The organism is Klebsiella spallanzanii (genome assembly GCF_902158555.1).
Lineage (GTDB): Bacteria > Pseudomonadota > Gammaproteobacteria > Enterobacterales > Enterobacteriaceae > Klebsiella > Klebsiella spallanzanii.
The window spans coordinates 284539-308948 of the sequence record NZ_CABGGS010000023.1; the positions used below are offsets into that span (position 1 = coordinate 284539).

The window sequence follows — 24410 nt, forward strand, 5'->3', positions numbered from 1 at the left end:
CAATGGAATTCGCTTTTTATATCTGTGGCCTGATAGCCATCCTCGCAACCTTGCGGGTGATCACCCACACCAATCCGGTGCATGCGCTGCTGTACCTGATCATTTCGCTGTTGGCCATTGCCGGGGTGTTCTTCTCGCTGGGGGCCTACTTCGCCGGTGCGCTGGAAATCATCGTCTACGCCGGGGCCATTATGGTGCTGTTCGTGTTCGTGGTGATGATGCTCAACTTGGGCGGTAGCGAAATCGAGCAGGAACGTCAGTGGCTGAAACCGGGGATCTGGATTGGTCCGGCCATCCTCTCTGCGGTGCTGCTGGTGGTTATTGTTTACGCCATCCTCGGTCTTAACGATCAGGGGATCGACGGCGCGGCAATTAACGCCAAAGAGGTCGGTATTGCGCTGTTTGGCCCGTACGTTCTGGCGGTGGAGCTGGCCTCCATGCTGCTGCTGGCGGGCCTGGTTGTTGCCTTCCATATCGGCCGCGAAGAGCGCGTCGGGGAAGTGCTGAGCAACCGTCAGAACGACAGCGATAAAAGAAAAACGGAGGAGCACGCATGATCCCCTTAACACATGGACTGATCCTCGCCGCTGTCCTGTTTGTCCTCGGCCTGACGGGGCTGGTTATCCGCCGCAATCTGCTGTTTATGCTGATTAGCCTGGAGATAATGATCAATGCCGCGGCGCTGGCTTTCGTGGTTGCAGGGAGCTACTGGGGCCAGACTGATGGTCAGATAATGTATATCCTCGCCATCACCCTTGCCGCCGCGGAAGCGAGTATCGGCCTGGCGCTGCTGTTGCAGCTCCATCGTCGTCGCCAGAACCTGAACATCGATTCAGTAAGTGAGTTGCGCGGATGAACATGCTTACCTTAACCATTCTTTTGCCATTGATTGGCTTTGTTTTGCTGGCCTTCTCTCGCGGGCGCTGGTCGGAGAATCTGTCCGCTACCATCGGGATGGGCTCGGTTGGTCTGGCTGCGCTGGTGACGGCGTTTGTTGGCGTCGACTTCTTTGCTAACGGCAGACAGGCGGTCAGCGTTCCGCTGTGGACCTGGATGTCGGTGGGTGATTTCAACATTGGCTTCAACCTGGTACTGGACGGCCTGTCGCTGACGATGCTTTCGGTGGTCACCGGCGTGGGCTTCCTGATCCACATGTTCGCCTCCTGGTACATGCGCGGTGAAGAGGGTTACTCCCGCTTCTTCGCCTACACCAACCTGTTTATCGCCAGCATGGTGGTTCTGGTTCTTGCTGATAACCTGCTGCTGATGTACCTCGGCTGGGAAGGCGTGGGCCTGTGCTCCTATCTGCTGATCGGCTTCTACTATACCGATCCGAAGAACGGCGCGGCGGCGATGAAAGCGTTTGTGGTGACTCGCGTCGGCGATGTGTTCCTCGCGTTTGCCCTGTTCATTCTCTACAACGAGCTGGGCACCCTGAACTTCCGCGAAATGGTCGAACTGGCGCCGCAGCACTTTGAAGCTGGCAACAATATGCTGATGTGGGCAACCCTGATGCTATTGGGTGGTGCGGTGGGTAAATCTGCGCAGTTGCCGTTGCAGACCTGGCTTGCGGACGCGATGGCGGGCCCGACGCCGGTCTCCGCGCTGATCCACGCCGCGACCATGGTGACTGCAGGTGTCTACCTGATTGCGCGCACCCATGGCCTGTTCCTGATGACCCCGGAAGTGCTGCATCTGGTGGGGATTGTCGGGGCGGTAACGCTGGTGCTGGCCGGTTTCGCTGCGCTGGTGCAGACCGATATCAAACGCGTACTTGCGTATTCCACCATGAGCCAGATTGGCTACATGTTCCTTGCGCTCGGTGTGCAGGCATGGGATGCGGCGATTTTCCATCTGATGACCCACGCTTTCTTTAAAGCGCTGCTGTTCCTGTCGTCCGGCTCGGTCATTCTGGCCTGCCACCACGAACAGAACATCTTTAAGATGGGCGGCCTGCGTAAGTCTATTCCGCTGGTGTACGTCTGCTTCCTGGTGGGGGGCGCGGCGCTGTCCGCGCTGCCGCTGATTACCGCAGGCTTCTTCAGTAAGGATGAGATTCTGGCGGGCGCGATGGCGAACGGTCATCTGAATCTGATGGTTGCCGGTCTGGTCGGTGCGTTTATGACCTCGCTGTACACCTTCCGTATGATTTTCATCGTATTCCACGGCAAAGAGCAGATTCACGCTCACGCAGGGAAGGGGATTACCCATCATCTGCCGCTGATTGTGCTGCTGGTGCTTTCGACCTTCGTTGGCGCGCTGATTGTGCCGCCGCTGGAAGGCGTGCTGCCGCAGACTACCGAGCTTGAACATGGACGCGTTATGACGCTGGAAATCGCTTCCGGAGTTATTGCCATCGCGGGCATCCTGATTGCCGCCTGGCTGTGGCTGGGTAAACGCACGCTAGTCACATCGATTGCCAACAGCGCGCCGGGCCGTCTGCTCGGGACCTGGTGGTATAACGCCTGGGGCTTTGACTGGCTGTACGACAAAGTGTTCGTGAAGCCGTTCCTCGGCGTAGCGTGGCTGCTGAAGAGCGATCCGCTGAATGCGCTGATGAACATTCCGGCGATCCTTTCCCGCTTCGCAGGCAAAGGCCTGGTGGTGAGCGAGAATGGCTATCTGCGCTGGTATGTGGCCTCAATGAGCATCGGTGCGGTCGTAGTGCTGGCGCTGCTGATGGTGCTGCGTTGATTTGAGTGCGCGGTTTTGCCCGGTGGCGCTAACGCTTACCGGGCCTACGAAACCGTAGGTCGGGTAAGCGAAGCGCCACCCGACACAACAAACCGCACTCAAACGTGAATGTAGTCGAATTCGTTGAAAATCGGTCCTGAACGGGACTTTAACAAGGAATAAAAATCGCCATGTTATTACCCTGGCTAATATTAATTCCCTTTATCGGCGGCTTCCTGTGCTGGCAGACTGAACGCTTTGGCGTGAAGATGCCGCGCTGGATCGCGCTGATCACTATGGGATTGACGTTTCTGCTTGGCCTGCAGTTGTGGATGCAGGGCGGCTACTCTCTCACGCAATCTACCGGTATTCCGCAGTGGCAGTCGGAGTTCGTCATGCCGTGGATCCCGCGTTTCGGTATTAGCATCCATTTGGCTATCGACGGATTGTCGCTGCTGATGGTGGTGCTGACCGGGCTGCTCGGGGTGCTGGCGGTGCTCTGTTCCTGGCGTGAAATCGAGAAGTATCAGGGCTTTTTCCATCTTAACCTGATGTGGATCCTGGGCGGCGTGATTGGCGTGTTCCTGGCTATCGACCTGTTCCTGTTCTTCTTCTTCTGGGAAATGATGCTGGTGCCGATGTACTTCCTGATCGCGCTCTGGGGTCATAAGGCTTCCGACGGGAAAACACGCATCACGGCGGCAACCAAGTTCTTCATTTATACCCAGGCGAGCGGCCTGGTGATGTTGATTGCCATCCTGGCGCTGGCGTTTGTCCACTTCAACGCCACCGGCGTGTGGACCTTCAACTATGAAGAGCTGCTGAAGACGCCGATGTCCCACGGTGTGGAATACATGCTGATGCTGGGCTTCTTTATCGCCTTTGCGGTAAAAATGCCGGTGGTTCCGCTGCACGGCTGGCTGCCGGATGCGCACTCGCAGGCGCCGACCGCGGGTTCCGTTGACCTTGCGGGGATCTTGCTGAAAACCGCGGCCTACGGTCTGCTGCGCTTCGCGCTGCCGCTGTTCCCGAACGCCTCCGCCGAGTTTGCTCCTATCGCTATGTGGCTGGGCGTCATCGGTATTTTCTACGGCGCGTGGATGGCCTTCAGCCAGTACGACATCAAACGCTTGATTGCTTACACCTCCGTTTCCCACATGGGCTTCGTGCTGATTGCTATCTACACCGGCAGCCAGCTGGCTTATCAGGGCGCGGTGATTCAGATGATTGCGCACGGTCTGTCCGCAGCCGGTCTGTTCATTCTGTGCGGCCAGCTGTACGAACGTCTGCATACGCGCGATATGCGCCAGATGGGCGGCCTGTGGAGCAAAATTAAGTGGCTTCCGGCGCTATCAATGTTCTTTGCCGTTGCGACGTTGGGGATGCCGGGTACCGGTAACTTCGTCGGCGAATTTATGATTCTGTTCGGCAGCTATAAAACCGTGCCGGTGATTACCATTATTTCCACCTTTGGCCTGGTGTTTGCTTCCGTTTACTCGCTGTCGATGCTGCATCGCGCGTACTTTGGTAAAGCAAAAAGCGAAATTGCCGCAAAAGAATTGCCGGGAATGTCCCTGCGTGAATTGTCGATCATCCTGCTGCTGGTTGTTCTGCTGGTGCTGCTGGGCTTCTTCCCGCAGCCGATTCTGGACACCTCGCACTCTGCGATGAGCAATATTCAGCAGTGGTTTGTTAATTCTGTTTCTACTACAAGGCCGTAATTCGCCATGACAATAACTCCACAACAACTGATCGCACTGCTACCGCTGCTGATCGTCGGCTTGACGGTGGTGGTTGTGATGCTCTCCATTGCGTGGCGACGCAATCATTTCCTTAATGCCACGCTGTCGGTTCTCGGCCTGAACGCCGCGCTGATTTCACTCTGGTTCGTGGGTCAGAACGGAGCAATGGACGTTACGCCGCTGATTCGCGTTGACGGCTACGCCATGCTCTATACCGGGCTGGTGCTGCTGGCGAGTCTGGCAACCTGCACCTTTGCCTACCCGTGGCTTGAGGGGTATAAGGACAATAAAGAAGAGTTCTACCTGCTGGTACTGATTGCCGCGCTGGGCGGCATTCTGCTGGCGGGCGCGAACCATCTGGCGGCGCTGTTCCTCGGCATCGAACTCATTTCGCTGCCGCTGTTCGGCCTGGTGGGCTACGCCTTCCGTCAGAAACGCTCGCTGGAAGCCAGTATCAAGTACACGATTCTGTCCGCCGTTGCCTCTTCGTTCCTGCTGTTCGGTATGGCGCTGGTGTATGCCAACTCCGGTAACTTGTCTTTCCTGGCGCTTGGTCAGAGTCTTACGGATGGCATGCTGCACGAGCCGCTGCTGCTGGCCGGTCTTGGCCTGATGATTGTCGGCCTCGGCTTTAAGCTGTCGCTGGTACCGTTCCACCTGTGGACGCCGGACGTTTATCAGGGCGCGCCTGCTCCGGTATCCACCTTCCTGGCGACCGCCAGCAAGATCGCTATTTTTGGCGTGGTGATGCGTCTGTTCCTCTACATGCCGGTGGGTGATAGCGAGGCGGTGCGCGTGGTGCTGGGCCTGATCGCCTTCGCGTCTATTATCTTCGGTAACCTGATGGCCCTGAGTCAGACCAATATCAAACGTCTGCTCGGCTACTCTTCCATTTCCCATCTTGGCTATCTGCTGGTGGCGCTGATTGCTCTGCAGAGCGGCGAGATGTCGATGGAAGCGGTGGGCGTCTATCTGGCCGGTTATTTGTTCAGCAGCCTCGGCGCGTTTGGCGTGGTGAGCCTGATGTCCAGCCCGTACCGCGGGCCGGATGCGGATTCTCTGTACTCCTACCGTGGCCTGTTCTGGCATCGGCCGATCCTGTCGGCGGTGATGACGGTGATGATGCTGTCTCTTGCCGGTATTCCGATGACGCTGGGCTTTATCGGTAAGTTCTACGTGCTGGCGGTTGGTGTCCATGCGCACCTGTGGTGGCTGGTTGGGGCAGTGGTCGTTGGTTCGGCAATTGGTCTCTACTACTACCTGCGCGTGGCGGTGAGCCTGTATCTGAGCGCGCCGGAGCAATTGAATCGCGATGCGCCGTCTAACTGGCAGTACAGCGCCGGGGGCATCGTAGTGTTGATTTCCGCGGTGCTGGTGCTGGTGCTCGGCGTATGGCCGCAACCGCTAATCAGCATCGTGCAGTTGGCGATGCCGTTGATGTAACCTGACTTCCCGGTGTAAAAAGGATCGCTTCGGCGGTCCTTTTTTTATCAGCATAAAACGCATGGGAATTTTCTTTAATATTCGTATTTCTCATGCGGTTTGTCATATTAATCTCATTTTACGTTTCCCCTCCCACTCTTATTTTCCGTACTATTATTAATACGCATACTATTGTGTTCTGTAGACGGAGAAAGTGAATGAAAACAAGGCGTAAGCATTTAACGGTCGGAGAAGTTCAGCGTTTGGTTGATGCGGCCAGACGGGGGGCAAACCCGGAGCGCGATGTCTGTTTACTGTGGATGTGTTTTAACCATGGATGTCGGGTAAGCGAAATTCGGCACTGGAAGCTATCTGATATCGATATTCAAAGCGGGGTTATTTATATTCGACGATTAAAAAATGGCTTTTCAACTACGCATCCTATTTATAAGCAAGAAGTCAAGGTACTTAATGAGTGGTTGCGTGTGCGCAAGGATTATCCAGGAAATAATTCTGAGTGGCTTTTTTTATCGCGCAATGGCCAGCCTTTGTCGCGGCAGAGAATATATCAGATGATGAAGAACCTGAGCCTGGATGCGCAGCTGGAAATCAACGCCCATCCGCATATGCTGCGTCACGCATGTGGCTTTGCGCTGGCTAATAACGGTGTGGATACGCGATTAATCCAGGATTTTCTGGGGCACAGAAATATTCAGCATACGGTTATTTATACGGCAAGTAATGATGCGAGATTTAGGGAGGTTTGGTAAATGAAATAGTCATTTTGTATCAAACTGACTCCTATGCTATCCATGACCCGTAACAATGTCAATTTATGTCTAACAATTTTTTTTATTATGTTTTTCATGTCCTTATATTAATCATAGCTGGTGGTTATTTGTTTGCTTAAATAAATTTGAAACATGTATGGTTTATGCCTCGACCCGCCCCTTAGTTTTTTATCATGTTTATTAGGGTTTTTCCTGGTAAATATAAAATCAAAAATGCCTTCCCTGGCAATTTATATTTCAATTAATTGAAGTGGTCAAATTGATACAAAATGACCACTTCAAATATTATATCCATTTCATGGATCAATGTTTTGTTGCGTAATTAATATCAAACGTAAATAAAAGGATGCGCACGGTATTGCGCTTTTTAAGTTAATGCATTGACTGCATTGAAAAGGATAAATCATGAAAAAAACATTACTTGCTGCTGTTGTTGCTGGTTGCGCGACGTTCTCTGGTGCTGCGCTGGCAGATGACGGTCAGGTGAAGTTTATTGGCGACATCATCGATGCTGGCTGTGACGTGGTCAATGACCTGTCAAACCCGCTGGAAGTTCAGATGGGACAGATTGCTAAGACCGCGTTTTCCGGTACTGGTTCTACCGCTGCAGAACAAGGCTTCGATATCAAACTGGAAAACTGCCCGACTACCGTGACTAAAGCATCGGTACTGTTCTCTGGCGATAACGTTGGCGGCGACAACGACAAACTGCAGCTGACTGGCGCAGGCACCGATCCTGACGTTGCTGAAGGTGTGGCTCTGCAACTAGTTGATGGTAGCACCAACAGCACCCTGCCGCTGTTCACCCGTTCTACCAGCCTGACCATCCCGTCAACCGGTAATATCGATCTGCCGTTCCGCGTTCGTTATATCCAGACTGACGCTACCGTTGTTGCTGGTAAAGCTAACGGTACCGCTAACTTCACTATCAGCTACAACTGATTCTCCGTCTATTAGACCGTGCTAGCGAGCCGAAATCGGCTCGCTTTTCCAGGGAGCTGGAGATGAAACGATACCTGAAAGTGCTGATGGCTGGATGGCTGTTAGTGGGCGCTGCGGCGCATGCGGGCGTCGTCACCGGCGGTACGCGCCTGATTTATCCCGGTGGCAAAAAAGAGGCCTCTCTGAGCGTAACGAATAATGATGCTACGCCATACCTCATTCAAAGCTGGGTAGAGACGAATAACGGATCTACACCCTTTCTGTTAACGCCGCCTTTGTTTCGCCTCGACGGCGAACAGCAGACTCGCCTGCGGGTGATTTATAGCGGCGGATTACCGGAAAACAAAGAAAGCATGTTCTGGATGAATATCAAAGCGATTCCATCCGCACAGGCGAAAGCTGGCGCCAATACGCTACAGATAGCCATTAAAACGCGTATCAAATTAATTTACCGGCCTAAATCTGTTGCGGGAACGCCGGAAATGGTCACCGAACAGCTCCGCTGGACACGCAGCGGTAATAAGCTGCAGGTCACTAATCCCACTGCGTTTTATATGAATTTCGCCGAGGTAAAAATCGGTGGCGCAGAAGTTAAAGAAGCCAACTGGGTGGCGCCTGGCGCGACGGCAAGCTTTGAATTACCGCGCGGTAGCACGGGCTCTTTGCGGTGGAAACTGATTAATGATTACGGCGGTATTGGCGCACAGCATAACGCTAATTTGTAAAGGCTATCAGGCCAGGGAGTTCCAGAGACAATGACAAATAACTATAACAAATGGCGGCTTAACCGGATAGCCGGAGCTCTGGCCGTTGCCTTGATACCATGGTGTGATGATGCGCTGGCGCGTGATGTTTTTAACCCGGCGCTACTGGAAATGGATGGCCCGCAGACGGGCGTCAGGGACTTATCAGCCTATGAACAGGCCGGAGGGCAGCAGCCGGGAACCTATCGGGTCGATATTTACCTCAATAACGTCTTTATGGATACCAGGGATGTGACTTTTCAGCAGAGTCGAGTCCAGGGAGCGACAGGATTACAGCCCTGTCTGAAAGTTGAGGAACTTGCCGAATGGGGCGTGCGCGTCAAGCAATTCCCTGAATTAGGCCGTCAATCGGCGGACTGCGCGGATTTGGGCGTTATACCGCAGGCAAAGGCTGATTTCCGTTTTAGTCAGCAGCGCCTGTTATTAAGCTTCCCGCAGGCTGCGGTTTCCAGCGCAGCAAGAGGGTGGGTTGACCCTAAGCAATGGGATGACGGAATAACGGCTCTTCTGCTGAACTACTCTTTTAGCGGGGCAAATAACTGGTCGCGTAAGAACGACACGCCGGACAGCGATAATCAGTATGTTAACCTGCGCCCCGGTATCAACATCGGGCCGTGGCGTTTGCGCAACTACACCACCTGGGCGCGTAATAGCAGCGGCGGCGAATCAAATAATAGTTGGGATACGGTTTATACCTACGCTCAACGCAATATTAATGCCCTGCAAGGGGTGATGACGCTGGGCGACAGCAGCACTGACGCCGATGTTTTTGAAGGCATTCCCTTCCGTGGGGCGATGCTGGCTTCCGATGACGATATGCTGCCGGAAAGCCTGCGCGGCTATGCGCCGGTCGTGCGCGGGATTGCGCGAACGAATGCCCAGGTCATTATTCGTCAGAATGGCTATGAGATTTACCAGACCTACGTCGCTCCTGGCGCGTTTGAAATCACCGATATGTATCCAACCGGCGGTTCGGGCGATTTATCGGTCACCATCAAAGAATCCGATGGCAGCGAGCAGAATCTGATTGTGCCTTATGCTTCCCTTCCTGTTCTGCAGCGTGAGGGTCGTCTGAAATATAGCGTCACCTCCGGTGTATACCGGGCCTACGACAATAGCATTGACGAAACGCCTCTCACTCAGGCGACGGCGATTTACGGTTTACCCTGGGGGATGACCCTTTACGGCGGCGGTCAATTTAGCAGTAAATATCAGTCGCTGGCGCTGGGGATGGGGAAAAACCTCGGTGAATTTGGCGCCGTATCGACAGATGTCACCCAGGCCTGGTCTAACCGCCAGGATCAAGACAAAGAGAGCGGTCAGTCGGTTCGTGTTCGTTATAGCAAAGATCTCCCGGGCTTAGGCACTAACGTCTCCCTTGCCGGATATCGCTATGCGACCAGCGGCTACTGGGATATGCAGGAGGTGCTGGATACCTATCGGGATGACAACTATACCCCTTCGATCGAACGGCGTCGCAATCGGGGAGAAGTGACCCTTAGCCAGAGCCTCGGCGAAGAAATGGGGTCGATGTCGCTAAGCTATATCCGTGAAGATTACTGGAACAGCGGGCGTACCATGGAATCCGTTGGCGTCGGTTACAACAACAGCTGGCGCGGCATCAGCTATAGCATGAACTACAGCTATAACCGTAATACAACCGACCAGAGCACCGGCAAGCGTAATGACGAAGATCACCTGTTCGCGCTGAGCATCAGCGTGCCTTTGGGGGAATGGCTGCCAAAACCGGTTTACGCCAACTACTCCCTGAACAGCAGCAAAAATGGCTCAACCAGCAACAATCTGGGGCTCTCCGGCACTTTGCTGGAGCGTAATAACCTGAGCTGGAGCGTACAGGAAGGGTATACCAGCCAGGGAAGAGGGGAGAGCGGTAGCGTTAACGCCGACTGGCGGGCGACCTATGCTGAGCTGACTGGCGGTTACAGTCACGATAAATACAGCCATCGCCTGAACTACGCCCTGCGCGGCGGAGTGCTGGCGCATGAAAATGGCCTGACGCTGGGGCAGCCTTTTGGTGAAACCCTGGCTTTAGTTAAAGCGCCAGGCGCTTCAGGCGTTGGCGTCAACAACCAGACCGGCGTCAGAACCGACTGGCGGGGTTATGCCGTAGTGCCTTATACCTCACCGTATCGTAAGAATACGCTGACCCTTGATACCAGTACGATGCCGGATGATGTCGATCTTGAACTCACTACCCAGACGGTGGTGCCAACCCGTGGGGCGGTGGTTCGCGCAAACTATGCCACCAGCGTCGGTAATCGGGTGCTGATGACCGTGCGCCGGGCGAATAGTCAGCCGGTACCTTTCGGCGCCATGGTCAGCATCCCCGGAGCCGCAGCGTCAGAGCAGGCTTTTATCGTTGGCGATGGCGGGCAGGTCTACCTGACCGGGCTGGAGTCTAACGGGGCACTTAACGTGAAATGGGGTTCTGGCGCGCAAGAGCGCTGCCAGGTTCAGTATGCGCTGCCGTCAGGAAAAACCCTTACCGGCGTTATCGTAGCCCAGGGGCTATGCCGCTAATCGAAAGGATGCAAAAACAATGAAACGATTTTCATGGGGAATATTAGCAGGCCTGACGGCGCTGGCGATATCGCCGCAGGCGATGGCTGCTACCGGGTGGTGTGAGACGACTGCAGCTGGTCATGCTCCATTTAATAACACCTTTTCATTTATTGAAACCTTTACTAATCCCGCGCAAAATCAGGCGGGGATGACGTTTCCTCGTCTATATCGTTGGAATACCGGGGGAACTTATAATGCAAAATGTGATTGTGGCAGCTATAACACTGGGCCTACATATTTTAAAGCCTCGATTCCCGGACTGGCTGCGACGCAAAGTCGAGGTGGGGTAAATTATTACCAGCTAAATAAATATCTGGAAATTGCCAGCGAATTATATATTGCCGGGGGCGTGAATGACTATTTCCCGACGCCTATTACGAATAAAAGTAATGAAAATAACCAGGGTTTTGCTTGCAACTCGGGTGGTTCAAGTTTCCAGAGTGGTTCAGTGGGATATATTTCACTCTATTTTACCCGGCCATTTGTTGGTCAGGTGAGCATCCCTCCGACGGTTATCCTGGAGGTCTTCGGAACGAGAATCTCTGGAAACTATGGTTCAACTCCATTAACGCGGATCTTCATGAGCGGTTCCGTTACGGTACCCCAATCGTGCGAAATAAATACCGGTCAACCGATTAACGTCGATTTTGGCGATATTGCCGCCAACAATTTTAAAACGTCAGGCCAGATGCCGACAGGGTTTACCCCGCATACGGTAAATATGACGGTGGCCTGTACCAATATTTCCGCTGGGGTAAAGATCGCTCTCTCATTCCAGGGGACGCAGGATAGTCATGACAACACCGCGCTGGCGACGACCAATAGCGATATTGCGGTACGAATTGAAAATATTACCGGAACCAAAATTCCAGTGATCTCAGGGTTGTTGCCGGTCAATTTGAATTATTCAACCCAGACCGGGGATACAACCATGAAAATCTATCCGATTAATACCACCGGAAACTTGCCCGACGGCGGCGGGTTTACGGCCACGGCAACCATTCAGGCAGAAATTGAATAACAGGAGTAAATAATGAAAAAGGCGCTGTGGTTGGTATTGTTGCTGCCTGTTTTTTCATCCTGGGGCGGAATACCGTTGAATGTAAAAGGGAATATCTATTTTCTTCCCTGTGACGTGAGTACCGACACCCAGTATCAGGAGGTGAACTTTGGCACGCTTCTGAACATAGATTTGCAAACGGCCGGCAATGCTTCGGAGTGGAAAACCTTTAGCTTAAATATAGAAAACTGCCCGGCAGGAACCACCAAAGCGACGGTGAAGTTTGATGGTGTCACCGATGGCGATGACGCGACGCATTTCGCCAATATGGCCGCCAGCGACGCGGCGCAGAATATCGCGCTGCAGATAACCAGTACCGATCATTCCATAACCTATAAAAATCAGGATCAAATGACCATTGCTATTAACGGCAGTACCGGCAAGGGTGAATTCCCGCTGGCTGCTCGCTTATATTCAACCCAGGGCGGGGTAACGGTCGGAAAATTTGAATCAGTGGTGCAGTTGACTTTTACCTATCAGTAATTTTATGTATTAAATGGATGAAAAGGAATGACGTATGCAGGAAGAAACGGAATATCTTAGCGTGAAAGACGTTGAGCGCCTGGTGCTCGCCGCACATTATTGTTCTCATCCAGAAAGAAATAGCTGCATGATTCAAATGTGCTTTTTACACGGCTGCCGAATTAATGAAATTACAGCATTGACCTTGCGAGATATCGACCTTCCGAGGAAGCGGATTTATATTCGCCGTTCACGTCATGGAATTTCTGGCTATCACCCTTTGCAGCCGAAAGAGGTTATTTCACTACAGCGTTGGCTGCTGGCCAGAGAGTGCTATCCGGCCCATAATGATTTACTGTTTATCTCCTCTCGGGGAAATCAGATGACCCGCCAGCGTTTCTATCAAATTATCCGCGAATGCTGCGAGCTGGCGAAGCTAAAGCAAAATATTCATCCGCGGATGCTGCGTCATGCTTGTGGCTATGAGCTGGGTAAAAAAGGTGTTGATGACGACTCTATACAGGATTATCTCGGCTATCGAAATTTAAAATCTATCCTGCGTTATAACAGCTATGCTGAAGAGTAATTGTTAGCGTAATCGCGGGTGGCGTTTATCTCCCGCGTTACGCCTTTTTTAATCTACGGTATAAACCAGAAAATCTTCTGCCAGCACGGTTGACGGGAATATTGCCCGACACTCCGCCAGCAGTCGCTGGCAGCCTTCAGCATCATAGCGAGAACTAAAGTGGGTTGCGATTAGCGTACTGACGCCCGCATCGTGCGCCAGCTTCGCCGTTTGCTGGCTGGATGAATGCCCGCGACCGTTAGCTTTTTCCGCCATCGCCTGTTCGAGAGTCACTTCATGAACCATGACATCGACGCCGCGTGCTAGCTCCAGCGCCTCAGCGCAGGGGGCGGTATCGCCGAAAATAGCCAGCTTTTTCCCCGGCGTTGATGGGCCAAGATACCTGCAGCCATCAATTACCCGACCATCTTCCAGCTCAATCGTTAAACCCTGTTTTAGGCGGTGGAACAACGGACCTGGCGGCACACCGTCGGCAATAAGCTGAGCGGCATCCAGAGTGCCCGGTTTATCGTGCTGTTCAATACGGTAGCCGTAGCACTCAACCGGATGGTTTAATGGCCAGGCCGTCACCCGGTAGCCTGCGTCATCAAACACCAGCCCCGGTCCGATTTCGACAATAGTCAGCGGGTAATCGGTCCAGGAACCGCTAAGGCGCAGCGCGGTTTCGACGAACTCTTTCAGCCCTTTTGGCCCATACAGCGTCAGCGGCAGTGAATTACCCTGCATCGAGCGGCTGCATAGCAGGCCGGGGAGACCGAACAGATGATCGCCATGTAAATGGGTGATAAAAATCTTATTCAGTTTGCCTGGATGATAAGGGGTGTGCAGGAACTGATGCTGGGTTCCCTCTCCGCAGTCAAACAGCCACATCTCAGCCGCTGTTGGCTGTTGCAAATTCAGCACTATCGACGTCATATTACGCGTACGGGTAGGCACGCCAGCGGATGTCCCCAAAAATAGTAATTCCATCGTCCAGTGTCCTTAGGGCGTAAGTCAAAAAACAGAGTATACCAATTAAGGAACAGCAGATGATTACATGGCAGGATCTTCACCACGCCGAACTGACCGTCCCACAGCTCTATGCCGTACTCAAGTTACGCTGCGCGGTGTTTGTTGTCGAACAAACCTGCGCCTATCAGGACGTTGATGGCGACGATCTGGTGGGCGAAAACCGCCATCTCCTCGGCTGGCGCGGCGATGAACTGGTGGCCTACGCACGTATTCTCAAGAGCGATGATGAGTTTGAGCCGGTGGTGATTGGGCGGGTGATCGTCAGCCCGGCGGTGCGCGGCGAGAAGCTAGGCTATCAACTGATGGAACAGGCGCTGGCCAGCTGCCGCCAGCACTGGCCGCAAAAGGCTATCTATCTTGGCGCTCAGGCGCATCTGCAAAAATTTTATGCCAGCTTCGGCTTTGTGCCGGTCACCGAGGTTTATGACGAGGACGGCATCAAACATATCGGCATGGCGCGCGAAATTGCCACCCACTAACCATCGTGTTGGTTAAAGCCGCTCCCTCATCGTGGGTACTGCTATTTCACCGCAGTACCCCGTATAATGTGGGGTTTTTACTCCGTGGAGGTTTGCGTGCTGTCTATTTCCACCGCGCTGGAAAGCCTGTCCGGCTGTCTGGCTGAAGATTTCCCGCCATCCCCCGGCACGCGAATTTTCGATATCCCTTTTGCGCTGAATGACGCTTTTGACCCTCTGTTGTGGTGCTGCCATCAGCCGCATTGGCCGCAATTCTACTGGCAGCAGCGCAACGGCGATGAAGAGCTGGCCGCGCTGGGGGCGGTAATCACCTTTTCTTCTCTGAACCAGGCGCACGCTTTTTTGCAGCGACAGGGGCGCGACGACCTGCGGATTTGCGGCCTTAACGCGTTTGACCCGCAGCGGGGCATGCTGATATTGCCGAGGCTGGAGTGGCGTCGGCTGGGCGGTAACGCCACGCTACGTCTGGTGCTGTGTAGCGATACTTCGCTCCGTGATGATGCCTGTGCCGCGCGGGAATACCTCCGTTCGTTAACGACCAGGCAAGCGCAGCCTACGGCGATACCTTATCTGCATAGCGAACAGCATTTTCCGGCGTATCCGCAGTGGCGAGAGCTGATTATGCAGGCCACTCAGGCGATAGCGGCAGGGGAAATGGACAAAGTGGTATTGTCTCGCGCCACCGATTTGCATTTTGCCGCGCCGTTAAACGCCGGAGTGATTATGGCCGCCAGTCGCCGGAGTAACCTCAATTGCTTCCACTACCTGATGGCCTTTACCTCACAGGAAGCTTTCCTGGGTTCCACGCCGGAACGACTGTGGCGGCGTCGCGGTGCGCTACTGCGTACCGAAGCGCTGGCGGGAACCGTAGCCAGCCATGAAGACGAGTGCCAGGCGCAGCGTTTAGGCGACTGGCTGATGAGTGATGATAAAAACCAGCGCGAAAATATGCTGGTGGTGGAAGATATTTGTCAGCGAATGCAGGGGGAGACTCGCGCGCTGGAGGTACTGCCGCCGCAGATCGTCCGCCTGCGTAAAGTACAGCATCTGCGGCGCTGTATTTGGGCCGCGCTGGATAAACCCGATGATGCCCGCTGCCTGCACCGGCTCCAGCCCACGGCGGCGGTTGCCGGCTTACCTCGACAAACGGCGCTGGATTTTATCACCCGCCACGAACCTTTTACCCGCGACTGGTATGCCGGTTCCGCTGGCTATCTATCGCTGGCACAAAGTGAATTCTGCGTCTCTCTGCGTTCGGCAAAAGTAGAACACAATATGCTTAGATTGTACGCCGGGGCAGGAATTGTCAGCGGTTCGGACCCCGAACAAGAGTGGCAGGAAATTGAAAATAAAGCCGCAGGATTGCGTTCGTTACTGCTGACAAAGCCTGGATAAAACGATGCATATCAAAGCTCGATCACTTTGTATTATCTATACTTAGCCTCAATATTTGATACCGGACAAATTCATGTCAGTAAGCGCATTTAACCGACGCTGGGCGGCGGTGATCCTTGAAGCTTTAACGCGCCACGGCGTGCAGCATATCTGCATTGCGCCCGGCTCACGCTCAACACCTTTAACCCTGGCGGCGGCGGAAAACCGCGCTTTTATTCATCATACTCACTTTGACGAACGCGGCCTCGGCCACCTGGCGCTGGGGCTGGCGAAGGCCAGCGGTCAGCCGGTGGCGGTGATTGTCACCTCCGGCACCGCGACGGCCAACCTCTATCCGGCGCTGATAGAAGCCGGGTTGACCGGTGAAAAGCTCATTTTACTCACCGCTGACCGTCCGCCGGAGCTGATTGACTGCGGTGCGAACCAGGCCATTCGCCAGCCGGGCATGTTTGCCTCGCATCCGTCGCAGACGATATCGCTGCCGCGACCGTCGCAGGATATTCCTGCCCGCTGGCTGGTATCGACCCTTGATCAGGCGCTTGGCGCGCTGCACTCCGGGGGCGTGCATATCAACTGTCCGTTTGCCGAACCGTTGTACGGCGATATGGACGATACCGGCACCGAGTGGCAACAGCAGCTGGGCGACTGGTGGCAGAGCGATAAGCCCTGGCTGCGTCAATCTCTACATCTGGAGAGCGAAAAGCAGCGTGACTGGTTTTTCTGGCGGCAAAAGCGCGGCGTAGTGGTGGCCGGACGAATGAGCGCTGAGGAAGGTAAAAAGGTTGCCGAGTGGGCGAAAACCCTCGGCTGGCCGCTGATTGGCGATGTGCTTTCGCAAACCGGCCAGCCGCTACCCTGCGCCGACCTGTGGCTCGGTAACGGTAAAGCGGTGAGCGAGCTGGAGCAGGCGGAAATCATTGTTCAACTGGGCAGTAGCCTGACCGGCAAACGCGTTTTACAGTGGCAGGCAACCTGCGAGCCTGACGAGTACTGGCTGGTGGATAACCTGCCGGGGCGTCTGGATCCTGCGCAGCATCGCGGTCGTCGCCTGATTTGTCCTATCGATCGCTGGCTTGAGCTGCATCTGGCAGAAAAGCGCCAGCCGTGGGCCGTCGTTATTCCTGAACTGGCGCGCCGGGCGTGGCAGGCGGCGGTCGCCAGCAGCGAGGATTTCGGCGAGGCGCAGCTGGCACAGCGCATTCATCGCTATCTACCGGAGCAGGGCCAGCTGTTTGTCGGCAACAGCCTGGCGGTGCGCTTAATTGACGCGCTGTCGCAGCTACCGGCAGGCTACCCGGTTTACAGTAATCGTGGGGCCAGCGGAATCGACGGCCTGCTGGCGACGGCGACCGGCGTGCAGCGCGCCAGCGCTCGCCCAACGCTGGCTATCGTTGGCGATCTGTCTGCGCTCTACGATCTCAATTCGCTGGCGCTGATGCGTCAGGCTTCAGCGCCGCTGGTACTGATTGTCGTCAACAACAACGGCGGGCAGATTTTCTCTCTGCTGCCGACGCCGCAGGAGCAGCGCAGCCAGTTTTATCTGATGCCGCAGAATATCCACTTCGAGCACGCGGCGGCGATGTTCAATCTGACGTACCATCGCCCGGCGGGATGGGATGAACTGGAGAACGCGTTAGACGTTGCCTGGCGAGGGCCTGGCGCAACGCTAATCGAAATGGTGGTCAATGAAACCGACGGCGCACAAACTTTACAGCAGTTACTGGCGCAGGTGAGCCAACTATGACGCTGCACGCGGTGGTTGAACGCGGGCAGTCCGGCTATCCCTGGCTGGTCTTTTTGCACGGCTTTTCCGGCGATAGCCACGAGTGGCGCACGGTGGGCCAGGCGTTCAGCGCGTATCCGCGTTTGTATATTGACCTGCCAGGCCACGGTGGTTCGGCGAATATTGAAGTGAGCGACTTTGCTGATGTCTGCCAGCTCCTTAAGAATACGCTCAATAGTTACAACATACTAAAGTACTGGCTGGTGGGGTACTCTCTTGGCGGAAGGGTAGCCATGTTTTATGCCTGCCAGCCGCGTAAAGGGCTCTGCGGGCTGGCCGTCGAAGGCGGGCATCCGGGCTTGCAGGATGACAACCAGCGTCTGCTGCGCCTACGTAGTGATGCCGTCTGGGCTGAACGCTTTTGCTCTGAACCGTTGGCGCAGGTCTTTGCCGACTGGTATCGGCAGCCGGTCTTTGCCTCCCTTGATGAGCGCCAGCGCGCGGCGCTGGTTGCGTTGCGCAGCCGTAATAACGGCACGGCGTTGGCGGCGATGCTGCTGGCGACCTCACTGGGTCAACAGCCCGATCTCCGTGGGGCATTACGCACTCGTGATTTCCAATTTCATTACCTTTGCGGCGAAAGAGATGGCAAGTTTCGCGCCATCGCAGATGAGTTATCCGCAACCACGCACGTGATTAATCATGCTGGACACAACGCGCATCGGGAAAATCCTGCTGCGGTAGTTGCTTGTCTGGCGCAGTTTTTAGCGAGTTAACTGAAGGACACTTTATGATCTCTCTTGATGAAGCAATGCTTTACGCCCCGGTTGAATGGCAGGACTGCTCTGAAGGCTACACCGACATTCGTTATCAAAAGTCGGCGGATGGGATTGCTAAAATCACCATTAACCGCCCGCAGGTCCGTAACGCATTCCGTCCTCTGACCGTTAAAGAGATGATTCAGGCGCTGGCAGATGCCCGCTATGACGACAATATTGGCGTCATCGTCCTGACCGGTGAAGGCGACAAGGCATTCTGTGCCGGTGGCGATCAGAAAGTTCGCGGCGACTACGGCGGCTACCAGGATGACTCCGGCGTTCACCACCTTAACGTGCTCGATTTCCAGCGTCAGATCCGCACCTGTCCGAAACCGGTGGTGGCGATGGTCGCGGGCTACTCCATCGGCGGCGGTCACGTGCTGCATATGATGTGCGATCTGACCATCGCGGCGGAAAACGCCATCTTCGGCCAGACCGGCCCGAAAGTTGGCTCCTTTGACGGCGGCTGGGGCGCCTCCTATATGGCGCGCATCGTTGGGCAGAAAAAAGCCCGTGAAATCTGGTTCCTGTGCCGTCAATACGACGCGAAAGCCGCACTGGATATGGGCCTGGTCAATACCGTGGTTCCGCTGGCAGATCTGGAAAAAGAGACCGTGCGCTGGTGTCGCGAAATGCTGCAGAACAGCCCGATGGCGCTGCGCTGCCTGAAGGCGGCGCTGAACGCCGACTGCGATGGTCAGGCGGGGCTGCAGGAGCTGGCGGGTAACGCCACCATGCTGTTCTATATGACCGAAGAGGGTCAGGAAGGGCGCAACGCGTTCAACCAGAAGCGCCAGCCGGACTTCAGCAAATTTAAACGGAATCCATAATGCGACAGGCGCAGGTTTACCGCTGGCAGCTACCGATGGACGCGGGTGTGGTGCTGCGTGAACGGCGGTTAAAAACCCGCGATGGCTTGCTCCTGTGCCTGCGCGACGGCCAGCGCGAAGGTTGGGGCGAAATATCTCCCCTGCCGGGATTCAGCCTTGAAACGCTGGACGAAGCGCAGGCGGCGCTGCTTGCCTGGGCGCAAGCCTGGCGCGATGGTGAAGACGCCGCGCTGCCGACGCAGCCTTCAGCGGCTTTTGGCGTGAGCTGCGCGCTGGCGGAACTGCACGGCGAGCTGCCGCAGGCGGCGGATTATCGTGCGGCACCGCTCTGTTCCGGCGACCCGGACGAGCTGTTTGCGAAGCTTTCGCTGATGCCTGGCGAGAAAGTCGCGAAGGTCAAAGTCGGCTTGTATGAAGCGGTGCGTGACGGCATGGTGGTGAATCTGCTGCTGGAGGCGATCCCCGATCTGACTTTACGTCTCGACGCCAATCGCGCCTGGACGCCGCTAAAAGCCCGGCAGTTCGCCAAATACGTCGATCCGCAATATCGTGAGCGTATCGCCTTCCTTGAAGAACCCTGCAAAACTCGCGACGACTCGCGCGCTTTTGCGCAAGAGACAGGCATCGCTATCGCCTGGGACGAGAGCCTGCGCGAGGCGGACTTTGCGTTTGCCGCCGAGCCGGGTTTACGGGCCGTGGTTATCAAACCAACGTTGACCGGAAGCCTGCAAAAAGTGCAGCAGCAGGTGGCTGAGGCTCATGAGTTGGGGCTGACGGCGGTCATCAGTTCGTCCATTGAGTCGAGTCTTGGCCTGACGCAGCTGGCGCGGATAGCCGCCTGGCTGACGCCGGATACCATTCCCGGTCTCGATACCCTGAGTCTGATGCGCGGTCAGCTGGTGCGCCGCTGGCCGGAAAGCGACCTGCCGTGCCTGACCGTGGATGAGCTGGAGCCGCTGCTGTGATATTTAACGACTGGCCCTGGCGCTGCTGGCGAGAGCTGCGGGGGGAGGTGCAGGCGCTGCGTCTGAACGAGCAGAGTCTGAGCTGGCGAGAACTTTGCGCGCAAATTGATGCGCTGGCGGCAGGGTTTTACGCCCAGGGCGTCAGCGAAGGCGATGGCGTTGTGTTGCGGAGCTATAACCAGCCTGATGCGTTGCTGGCATGGCTGGCGCTCCTGCAATGTGGCGCGCGCGTCCTGCCGCTGAACCCGCAGCTGCCTGCTCCCCTGTTAGCAGAGCTGCTGCCGTCGCTGGGTCTGAGTCATGCGCTGATGCTGAACGGCGACGAGCTGCCGCTAAAGCTTAATCGATTGGCTTTGCAGCCAGGGGCCGGCGAGCATGCGGTTGCCTGGCAAGGAGAACGTATCGCGTCCATGACCTTAACTTCAGGGTCGACGGGGCTACCGAAAGCGGCGGTCCACGCGTTTCGCGCGCATCTTGCCAGCGCCCGGGGCGTGCTGGCGATGATCCCCTTTACATCGCAGGATGACTGGCTGCTGTCGCTGCCGCTGTTTCATGTTTCCGGTCAGGGCATTCTCTGGCGCTGGCTGCATGCGGGCGCTGTCCTGACGGTGCGCGACAAACGGCCGCTGGAGCAGGCATTGCGGGGTTGTACTCACGCCTCTCTGGTGCCGACTCAGCTCTGGCGTTTACTTAACGGTGATGCCGATGTGTCGTTAAAAGCGGTGCTGCTGGGCGGCGCGGCGATCCCGGTGGCGCTGACCGAGCAGGCGAAGGCGCGTGGTATCCGCTGCTGGTGCGGTTATGGACTGACCGAGTTTGCTTCTACGGTGTGCGCCAAAGAGGCCGATGGCCTGGCGGACGTCGGGCAGCCACTGCCGGGACGCGAACTGCGGATTGTCGACGGTGAGGTCTGGTTGCGGGCCGACAGTATGGCTGAGGGCTACTGGCGCGATGGGCAAAAAGTTCCACTGGTTAATGAGCACGGTTGGTTTGCTACCCGCGATCGCGGCAGGTTTGATAACGGTAAGCTGACTATCCTCGGGCGGATGGATAATCTCTTTTTCAGCGGCGGGGAGGGCATTCAACCGGAAGAGGTGGAGCGGGTAATTGGCGCTCATCCGCAGATTCAGCAGGTTTTTATTGTGCCGCTGGATGATGCCGAATTTGGCCAGCGGCCGGTGGCGGTGGTGGAGTGTAGCGAGCATTGCGACCTGTCTGCTCTGGCACTCTGGTGCGCCGATAAGCTGGCACGATTTCAGCAACCGGTGCGCTGGCTGCTGCTGCCTGAAACGCTGAAAACCGGCGGTATTAAAATTTCCCGCCGGGCGCTACGTGCTTGGGTAAATCAGCAGGCTATTCCATAGCTCAGGAACGCTGGACGCCGAGTAGCTGCTTTGTATGCCAACGGCCCAGTAGCAAAACGGTAGTCAATGCGCCAAGCAGGGCGCAGAACATATCAGACTGGGTATCCCAGGGATCGCCCTGGGTGCCGAGAAACTCATCCGCGCCTTGCCCCAGCGCCAGCGCTGCCCACCATTCAATCAGCTCATAGACGGCGCTGATCGCCAGCGCAATACAGCAGACCACGAAGGCGAGCATTTTGCGTCCGTGAACGTAGCCGCCGCGCAGCAAAATCTCCCGCGCCGCCAGCGCCGGTACCAGCCCCTGGAAAAAGTGTCCCAGCTTGTCGTAAGGATTGCGGCTCAAATCAAGCCAGGCCTGAACATCAAAGCCGATGGGGACTTTGGCGTAGGTGTACATTCCGCCAACCATTAAAATAATGGCGTGGAAGAAAATCAGCACGTACAGCAGCGGCGTTAGCGGATAGCGTGAGTGCGTTGCCAGCAGCAAAGGAACGAGGATGATAACCGGCGTAACTTCCATCAGCCAGGTGAGCTTATCTCCCGCGCTGATGCCGGTATAAACAAGGATAAGTAGAAGCGCCAGGGCCGCGAATTTGATTAACGAGCCGGAAACCGTGGTGGTCATAATATATCGCCAGAAGTTTAAAGACGTTACTATCAGATGGATACCGGGAAAATACAATGACGATGCACGCTGTTTCCCGGAGGCGATGCTGTGCATCTGTCCGGGCTACCAGATCGCAGACGGCACGGGACCCGTAGCCCGGTCAGCGCAGTACCACCGGGAAGATAGCGGATGCTGCAATGAAGAACCTGGGGGCGCATGCTGTCAGCTCCCCGGAAGATCGCCTTTCGTCATCAACTGGCGCTTGCGCCAGTACTTCACCAGCGGCGGAACCACGATAACCAGAACCGCCAGCAGCAGGAGCGTTTTAGTCACACCGCTTTGCCACAGAATCGCCATGTTGCCGTTGCTAATCGACAGCGCACGGCGCAGATTCTGCTCCAGCATCTCGCCCAGTACGAAGCCTAAGATCAGCGGCGACATCGGGAAGTGCATTTTGCGCAGGATGTAGCCGAGTACGCCTAGTCCAACCATCAGCAGCAGGTCGAAAGTGGTGCTGTGCACGGCGTAGACGCCAACCGCAGATACGGCGGCGATTGCCGGGACCAGAAACCACAGCGGAATGGTGAGCATGCGGGTGAACAGGCCGATTAGCGGAATGTTCATGATTAGCAACATTACGTTGGCGATCAGCAGCGCGGCGATCAGGCCCCAAACAATATCCGGCTGTTCGGTAAACATTGCTGGACCGGGAGTGATGTTGTACAGGGTCAGCGCGCCCATCATCACCGCAGTGGTCCCGGAGCCGGGCACGCCGAGTGTGAGCATCGGAATAAACGAACCGCAGGCGGAGGCGTTATTCGCCGCTTCCGGCGCCGCCACCCCGCGAATATCGCCTTTACCAAAGGTGTCGCTATTACCACTGAGCTTTTTCTCAGTCATATAGGTGATGGCGCTGGCAATGGTCGCTCCGGCGCCCGGCAGGATGCCGACAAAAAAACCGACCACCGATGAGCGCAGCGTTGCCCCCACACACTGACCCGCTTCTTTGGCGCTAAACAGCATGCGTCCGGTTTTCCGGACCAGTTTCTGCCCGCCGCTGGTGCTCTCCAGCATCAGCAAAATTTCTGAGACTGAAAAGAGCCCAATCACTACCACGATAAACTGCACGCCATCGGAAAGATGAACGCTGTCAAAGGTGAATCGATAGACGCCAGTGTTGGCATCAACGCCCACCGTCGCCAGCCCTAAACCGATTAACGCGGCGAGGAACGACTTCAGCGGATTCTGCGCCATCATGCTGCCGAGGCAGGCGATGGCAAAAACCATCAGCGCGAAATATTCAGCCGGGCCGAACGCCAGCGACCACTGGGCCAACAGTGGGGCGAACAAAATCATACCGATGATAGCAATCATTGATCCGACAAAGGAGCTAACGGCAGAGATAGATAGCGCCACGCCGCCGCGCCCCTGCTGCGCCATGGGATAACCGTCGATGGCGGTCATAATGGCGGCGGCATCGCCGGGCACGTTAAGCAGAATCGATGAAATGCGTCCGCCATATTCACAGCCAATATAGACCGTCGCTAGCAGAATAAGCGCCGACTCCGCAGGCAGGTGCAGGGCAAAAGCCAGCGGCAGTAAAATCGCTACGCCGTTAATTGGCCCCAGGCCCGGCAGCAGGCCGACAATGGTGCCCACAAAGCAGCCGATCAGCGCAATCATCAGGTTGCCTGGCGTCATGGCGACGGCAAAGCCCTGCGACAGATAAATCCAGATATCCATAAATTTCTCCGTTAACTCAACCAGACGCCGAGCGGCAGGGTGACATCAAGCAGGGCGTCAAAGACGTACCACAGCGCGATGCCCATGATGATGCCAGCAACGCCAGCCGCGGGTAAGGTCGCGCCAAACAGCAGGCCGAAAACGGCGGTCAGCAGCGCGGTTGACAAGGGAAAACCCAGCCACTCAAAGCCCCACGCATACACCACCAGTGCCACCACCATCGTCAGTAAACGTTGTAAAACCAGACACCCCGGCCATGTGATGACATCGGGCCGACGCAGGAGCAGCAGCACAGAGCACAGCAGCATCAGGCCGATAATACCCACCGGAAAAGGGCGGGGGCCGACGGGTTCATAGGCGTACTCGCTGTGGATTTGCCAGGCGATAAACATTCCACCCACGCAGAGCAGCAGCCATACTCCGGCAAAAATACGATCGCTCATTGCAACC

General features: G+C 55.8%; 23 protein-coding genes. 19 read left to right on the top strand and 4 right to left on the bottom strand.

Translation table 11 applies throughout. The annotated features are described in order from the left end of the window. Positions 1 to 2: 2 nt before the first annotated feature. From nuoJ to FN082_RS16490, 12 genes are all read left to right on the top strand, one after another. Positions 3 to 557 (top strand): NADH-quinone oxidoreductase subunit J, encoded by a 555-nt coding sequence (gene nuoJ / locus FN082_RS16435; protein ID WP_112212991.1) that lies wholly within the window; start codon positions 3 to 5, stop codon positions 555 to 557. Further along, entirely contained in the window at positions 554 to 856 is a 303-nt protein-coding gene (gene nuoK, locus FN082_RS16440; RefSeq protein ID WP_139539156.1) for an NADH-quinone oxidoreductase subunit NuoK, read from the top strand. The genes nuoJ and nuoK overlap by 4 nt, the downstream gene beginning before the upstream one ends. Beyond that, positions 853 to 2694 (top strand): NADH-quinone oxidoreductase subunit L, encoded by a 1842-nt coding sequence (gene nuoL, locus FN082_RS16445; protein ID WP_139539155.1) that lies wholly within the window; start codon positions 853 to 855, stop codon positions 2692 to 2694. The genes nuoK and nuoL overlap by 4 nt, the downstream gene beginning before the upstream one ends. A 170-nt stretch (positions 2695 to 2864) precedes the next feature. Further along, positions 2865 to 4394, top strand: a complete 1530-nt coding sequence (gene nuoM / locus FN082_RS16450; RefSeq protein WP_139539154.1) for an NADH-quinone oxidoreductase subunit M — start codon at positions 2865 to 2867, stop codon at positions 4392 to 4394. A 6-nt stretch (positions 4395 to 4400) separates the two neighbouring features. Further along, positions 4401 to 5858: an NADH-quinone oxidoreductase subunit NuoN gene (gene nuoN, locus FN082_RS16455; protein WP_142981932.1), complete on the top strand. Its 1458-nt coding sequence runs from the start codon at positions 4401 to 4403 to the stop codon at positions 5856 to 5858. 197 nt (positions 5859 to 6055) lie between these two features. After that, on the top strand, positions 6056 to 6607 hold the full coding sequence (locus FN082_RS16460) for a tyrosine-type DNA invertase (RefSeq protein WP_139539152.1): 552 nt from the start codon (positions 6056 to 6058) through the stop codon (positions 6605 to 6607). Between the two features lie 426 nt (positions 6608 to 7033). Beyond that, a complete protein-coding gene (locus FN082_RS16465) occupies positions 7034 to 7570 on the top strand; it encodes a fimbrial protein (RefSeq protein WP_139539151.1) in 537 nt (178 codons plus the stop codon). Positions 7571 to 7632: 62 nt separating this feature from the next. Then, on the top strand, positions 7633 to 8295 hold the full coding sequence (locus tag FN082_RS16470) for a fimbrial biogenesis chaperone (RefSeq protein ID WP_142462009.1): 663 nt from the start codon (positions 7633 to 7635) through the stop codon (positions 8293 to 8295). A 30-nt stretch (positions 8296 to 8325) separates the two neighbouring features. Next, positions 8326 to 10875, top strand: a complete 2550-nt coding sequence (locus FN082_RS16475) for a fimbria/pilus outer membrane usher protein (RefSeq protein ID WP_142981933.1) — start codon at positions 8326 to 8328, stop codon at positions 10873 to 10875. A 19-nt stretch (positions 10876 to 10894) separates the two neighbouring features. Beyond that, positions 10895 to 11938 (top strand): fimbrial protein, encoded by a 1044-nt coding sequence (locus FN082_RS16480; protein ID WP_142981934.1) that lies wholly within the window; start codon positions 10895 to 10897, stop codon positions 11936 to 11938. A gap of 12 nt (positions 11939 to 11950) precedes the next feature. Beyond that, complete coding sequence (locus FN082_RS16485; RefSeq protein WP_139539147.1) at positions 11951 to 12460, top strand: fimbrial protein; 510 nt, start codon at positions 11951 to 11953, stop codon at positions 12458 to 12460. 34 nt (positions 12461 to 12494) lie between these two features. Further along, positions 12495 to 13025 carry a tyrosine-type recombinase/integrase gene (locus tag FN082_RS16490; protein ID WP_139539146.1) on the top strand — a complete coding sequence of 177 codons (531 nt, stop codon included), beginning with the start codon at positions 12495 to 12497 and terminating at the stop codon, positions 13023 to 13025. 48 nt (positions 13026 to 13073) lie between these two features. On the opposite strand, the gene rnz is transcribed toward FN082_RS16490, so the two are convergent. Next, positions 13074 to 13994 (bottom strand): ribonuclease Z, encoded by a 921-nt coding sequence (gene rnz / locus FN082_RS16495; protein WP_142462006.1) that lies wholly within the window; start codon positions 13992 to 13994, stop codon positions 13074 to 13076. A gap of 59 nt (positions 13995 to 14053) precedes the next feature. Here rnz and FN082_RS16500 point away from each other — a divergent pair, with 59 nt between their 5' ends. The 7 genes from FN082_RS16500 (at position 14054) to menE (ending at position 21610) form a co-directional block, all read left to right on the top strand. Next, entirely contained in the window at positions 14054 to 14515 is a 462-nt protein-coding gene (locus tag FN082_RS16500) for a GNAT family N-acetyltransferase (RefSeq protein WP_139539144.1), read from the top strand. 96 nt (positions 14516 to 14611) lie between these two features. Then, positions 14612 to 15910 carry an isochorismate synthase MenF gene (gene menF / locus FN082_RS16505; protein ID WP_142981935.1) on the top strand — a complete coding sequence of 433 codons (1299 nt, stop codon included), beginning with the start codon at positions 14612 to 14614 and terminating at the stop codon, positions 15908 to 15910. Between the two features lie 73 nt (positions 15911 to 15983). Continuing rightward, complete coding sequence (gene menD, locus FN082_RS16510; RefSeq protein WP_142981936.1) at positions 15984 to 17654, top strand: 2-succinyl-5-enolpyruvyl-6-hydroxy-3-cyclohexene-1-carboxylic-acid synthase; 1671 nt, start codon at positions 15984 to 15986, stop codon at positions 17652 to 17654. After that, the gene (gene menH, locus FN082_RS16515; protein ID WP_142981937.1) at positions 17651 to 18409 is read left to right on the top strand and encodes a 2-succinyl-6-hydroxy-2,4-cyclohexadiene-1-carboxylate synthase; all 759 of its coding nucleotides are present in this window, start codon (positions 17651 to 17653) and stop codon (positions 18407 to 18409) included. Before menD ends, menH begins: the two co-directional genes overlap by 4 nt. A gap of 14 nt (positions 18410 to 18423) precedes the next feature. After that, positions 18424 to 19281 carry a 1,4-dihydroxy-2-naphthoyl-CoA synthase gene (menB, locus tag FN082_RS16520; protein WP_112213007.1) on the top strand — a complete coding sequence of 286 codons (858 nt, stop codon included), beginning with the start codon at positions 18424 to 18426 and terminating at the stop codon, positions 19279 to 19281. Then, a complete protein-coding gene (menC, locus tag FN082_RS16525) occupies positions 19281 to 20246 on the top strand; it encodes an o-succinylbenzoate synthase (protein WP_139539140.1) in 966 nt (321 codons plus the stop codon). The genes menB and menC overlap by 1 nt, the downstream gene beginning before the upstream one ends. Further along, the gene (gene menE, locus FN082_RS16530) at positions 20243 to 21610 is read left to right on the top strand and encodes an o-succinylbenzoate--CoA ligase (RefSeq protein ID WP_142981938.1); all 1368 of its coding nucleotides are present in this window, start codon (positions 20243 to 20245) and stop codon (positions 21608 to 21610) included. The genes menC and menE overlap by 4 nt, the downstream gene beginning before the upstream one ends. A gap of 1 nt (position 21611) precedes the next feature. Here menE and FN082_RS16535 read toward each other — a convergent pair whose 3' ends face one another. From FN082_RS16535 to FN082_RS16545, 3 genes are all read right to left on the bottom strand, one after another. Continuing rightward, positions 21612 to 22235: a DUF2238 domain-containing protein gene (locus FN082_RS16535; RefSeq protein ID WP_139539138.1), complete on the bottom strand. Its 624-nt coding sequence runs from the start codon at positions 22233 to 22235 to the stop codon at positions 21612 to 21614. A gap of 204 nt (positions 22236 to 22439) precedes the next feature. After that, positions 22440 to 23960 carry a tripartite tricarboxylate transporter permease gene (locus FN082_RS16540; protein ID WP_142466942.1) on the bottom strand — a complete coding sequence of 507 codons (1521 nt, stop codon included), beginning with the start codon at positions 23958 to 23960 and terminating at the stop codon, positions 22440 to 22442. Positions 23961 to 23971: 11 nt separating this feature from the next. Further along, positions 23972 to 24403: a tripartite tricarboxylate transporter TctB family protein gene (locus tag FN082_RS16545; RefSeq protein WP_142981939.1), complete on the bottom strand. Its 432-nt coding sequence runs from the start codon at positions 24401 to 24403 to the stop codon at positions 23972 to 23974. Positions 24404 to 24410 lie beyond the last annotated feature (7 nt).

Excerpts from the sequence above, each read along its gene's own strand:
- nuoJ (WP_112212991.1), top strand. The coding sequence starts at position 3 with ATGGAATTCGCTTTTTATATCTGTGGCCTGATAGCCATCCTCGCAACC.
- nuoK (WP_139539156.1), top strand. The coding sequence starts at position 554 with ATGATCCCCTTAACACATGGACTGATCCTCGCCGCTGTCCTGTTTGTC.
- nuoL (WP_139539155.1), top strand. The coding sequence starts at position 853 with ATGAACATGCTTACCTTAACCATTCTTTTGCCATTGATTGGCTTTGTT.
- nuoM (WP_139539154.1), top strand. The coding sequence starts at position 2,865 with ATGTTATTACCCTGGCTAATATTAATTCCCTTTATCGGCGGCTTCCTG.
- nuoN (WP_142981932.1), top strand. The coding sequence starts at position 4,401 with ATGACAATAACTCCACAACAACTGATCGCACTGCTACCGCTGCTGATC.
- FN082_RS16460 (WP_139539152.1), top strand. The coding sequence starts at position 6,056 with ATGAAAACAAGGCGTAAGCATTTAACGGTCGGAGAAGTTCAGCGTTTG.
- FN082_RS16465 (WP_139539151.1), top strand. The coding sequence starts at position 7,034 with ATGAAAAAAACATTACTTGCTGCTGTTGTTGCTGGTTGCGCGACGTTC.
- FN082_RS16470 (WP_142462009.1), top strand. The coding sequence starts at position 7,633 with ATGAAACGATACCTGAAAGTGCTGATGGCTGGATGGCTGTTAGTGGGC.
- FN082_RS16475 (WP_142981933.1), top strand. The coding sequence starts at position 8,326 with ATGACAAATAACTATAACAAATGGCGGCTTAACCGGATAGCCGGAGCT.
- FN082_RS16480 (WP_142981934.1), top strand. The coding sequence starts at position 10,895 with ATGAAACGATTTTCATGGGGAATATTAGCAGGCCTGACGGCGCTGGCG.
- FN082_RS16485 (WP_139539147.1), top strand. The coding sequence starts at position 11,951 with ATGAAAAAGGCGCTGTGGTTGGTATTGTTGCTGCCTGTTTTTTCATCC.
- FN082_RS16490 (WP_139539146.1), top strand. The coding sequence starts at position 12,495 with ATGCAGGAAGAAACGGAATATCTTAGCGTGAAAGACGTTGAGCGCCTG.
- rnz (WP_142462006.1), bottom strand. The coding sequence starts at position 13,994 with ATGGAATTACTATTTTTGGGGACATCCGCTGGCGTGCCTACCCGTACG.
- FN082_RS16500 (WP_139539144.1), top strand. The coding sequence starts at position 14,054 with ATGATTACATGGCAGGATCTTCACCACGCCGAACTGACCGTCCCACAG.
- menD (WP_142981936.1), top strand. The coding sequence starts at position 15,984 with ATGTCAGTAAGCGCATTTAACCGACGCTGGGCGGCGGTGATCCTTGAA.
- menH (WP_142981937.1), top strand. The coding sequence starts at position 17,651 with ATGACGCTGCACGCGGTGGTTGAACGCGGGCAGTCCGGCTATCCCTGG.
- menB (WP_112213007.1), top strand. The coding sequence starts at position 18,424 with ATGATCTCTCTTGATGAAGCAATGCTTTACGCCCCGGTTGAATGGCAG.
- menC (WP_139539140.1), top strand. The coding sequence starts at position 19,281 with ATGCGACAGGCGCAGGTTTACCGCTGGCAGCTACCGATGGACGCGGGT.
- FN082_RS16535 (WP_139539138.1), bottom strand. The coding sequence starts at position 22,235 with ATGACCACCACGGTTTCCGGCTCGTTAATCAAATTCGCGGCCCTGGCG.
- FN082_RS16540 (WP_142466942.1), bottom strand. The coding sequence starts at position 23,960 with ATGGATATCTGGATTTATCTGTCGCAGGGCTTTGCCGTCGCCATGACG.
- FN082_RS16545 (WP_142981939.1), bottom strand. The coding sequence starts at position 24,403 with ATGAGCGATCGTATTTTTGCCGGAGTATGGCTGCTGCTCTGCGTGGGT.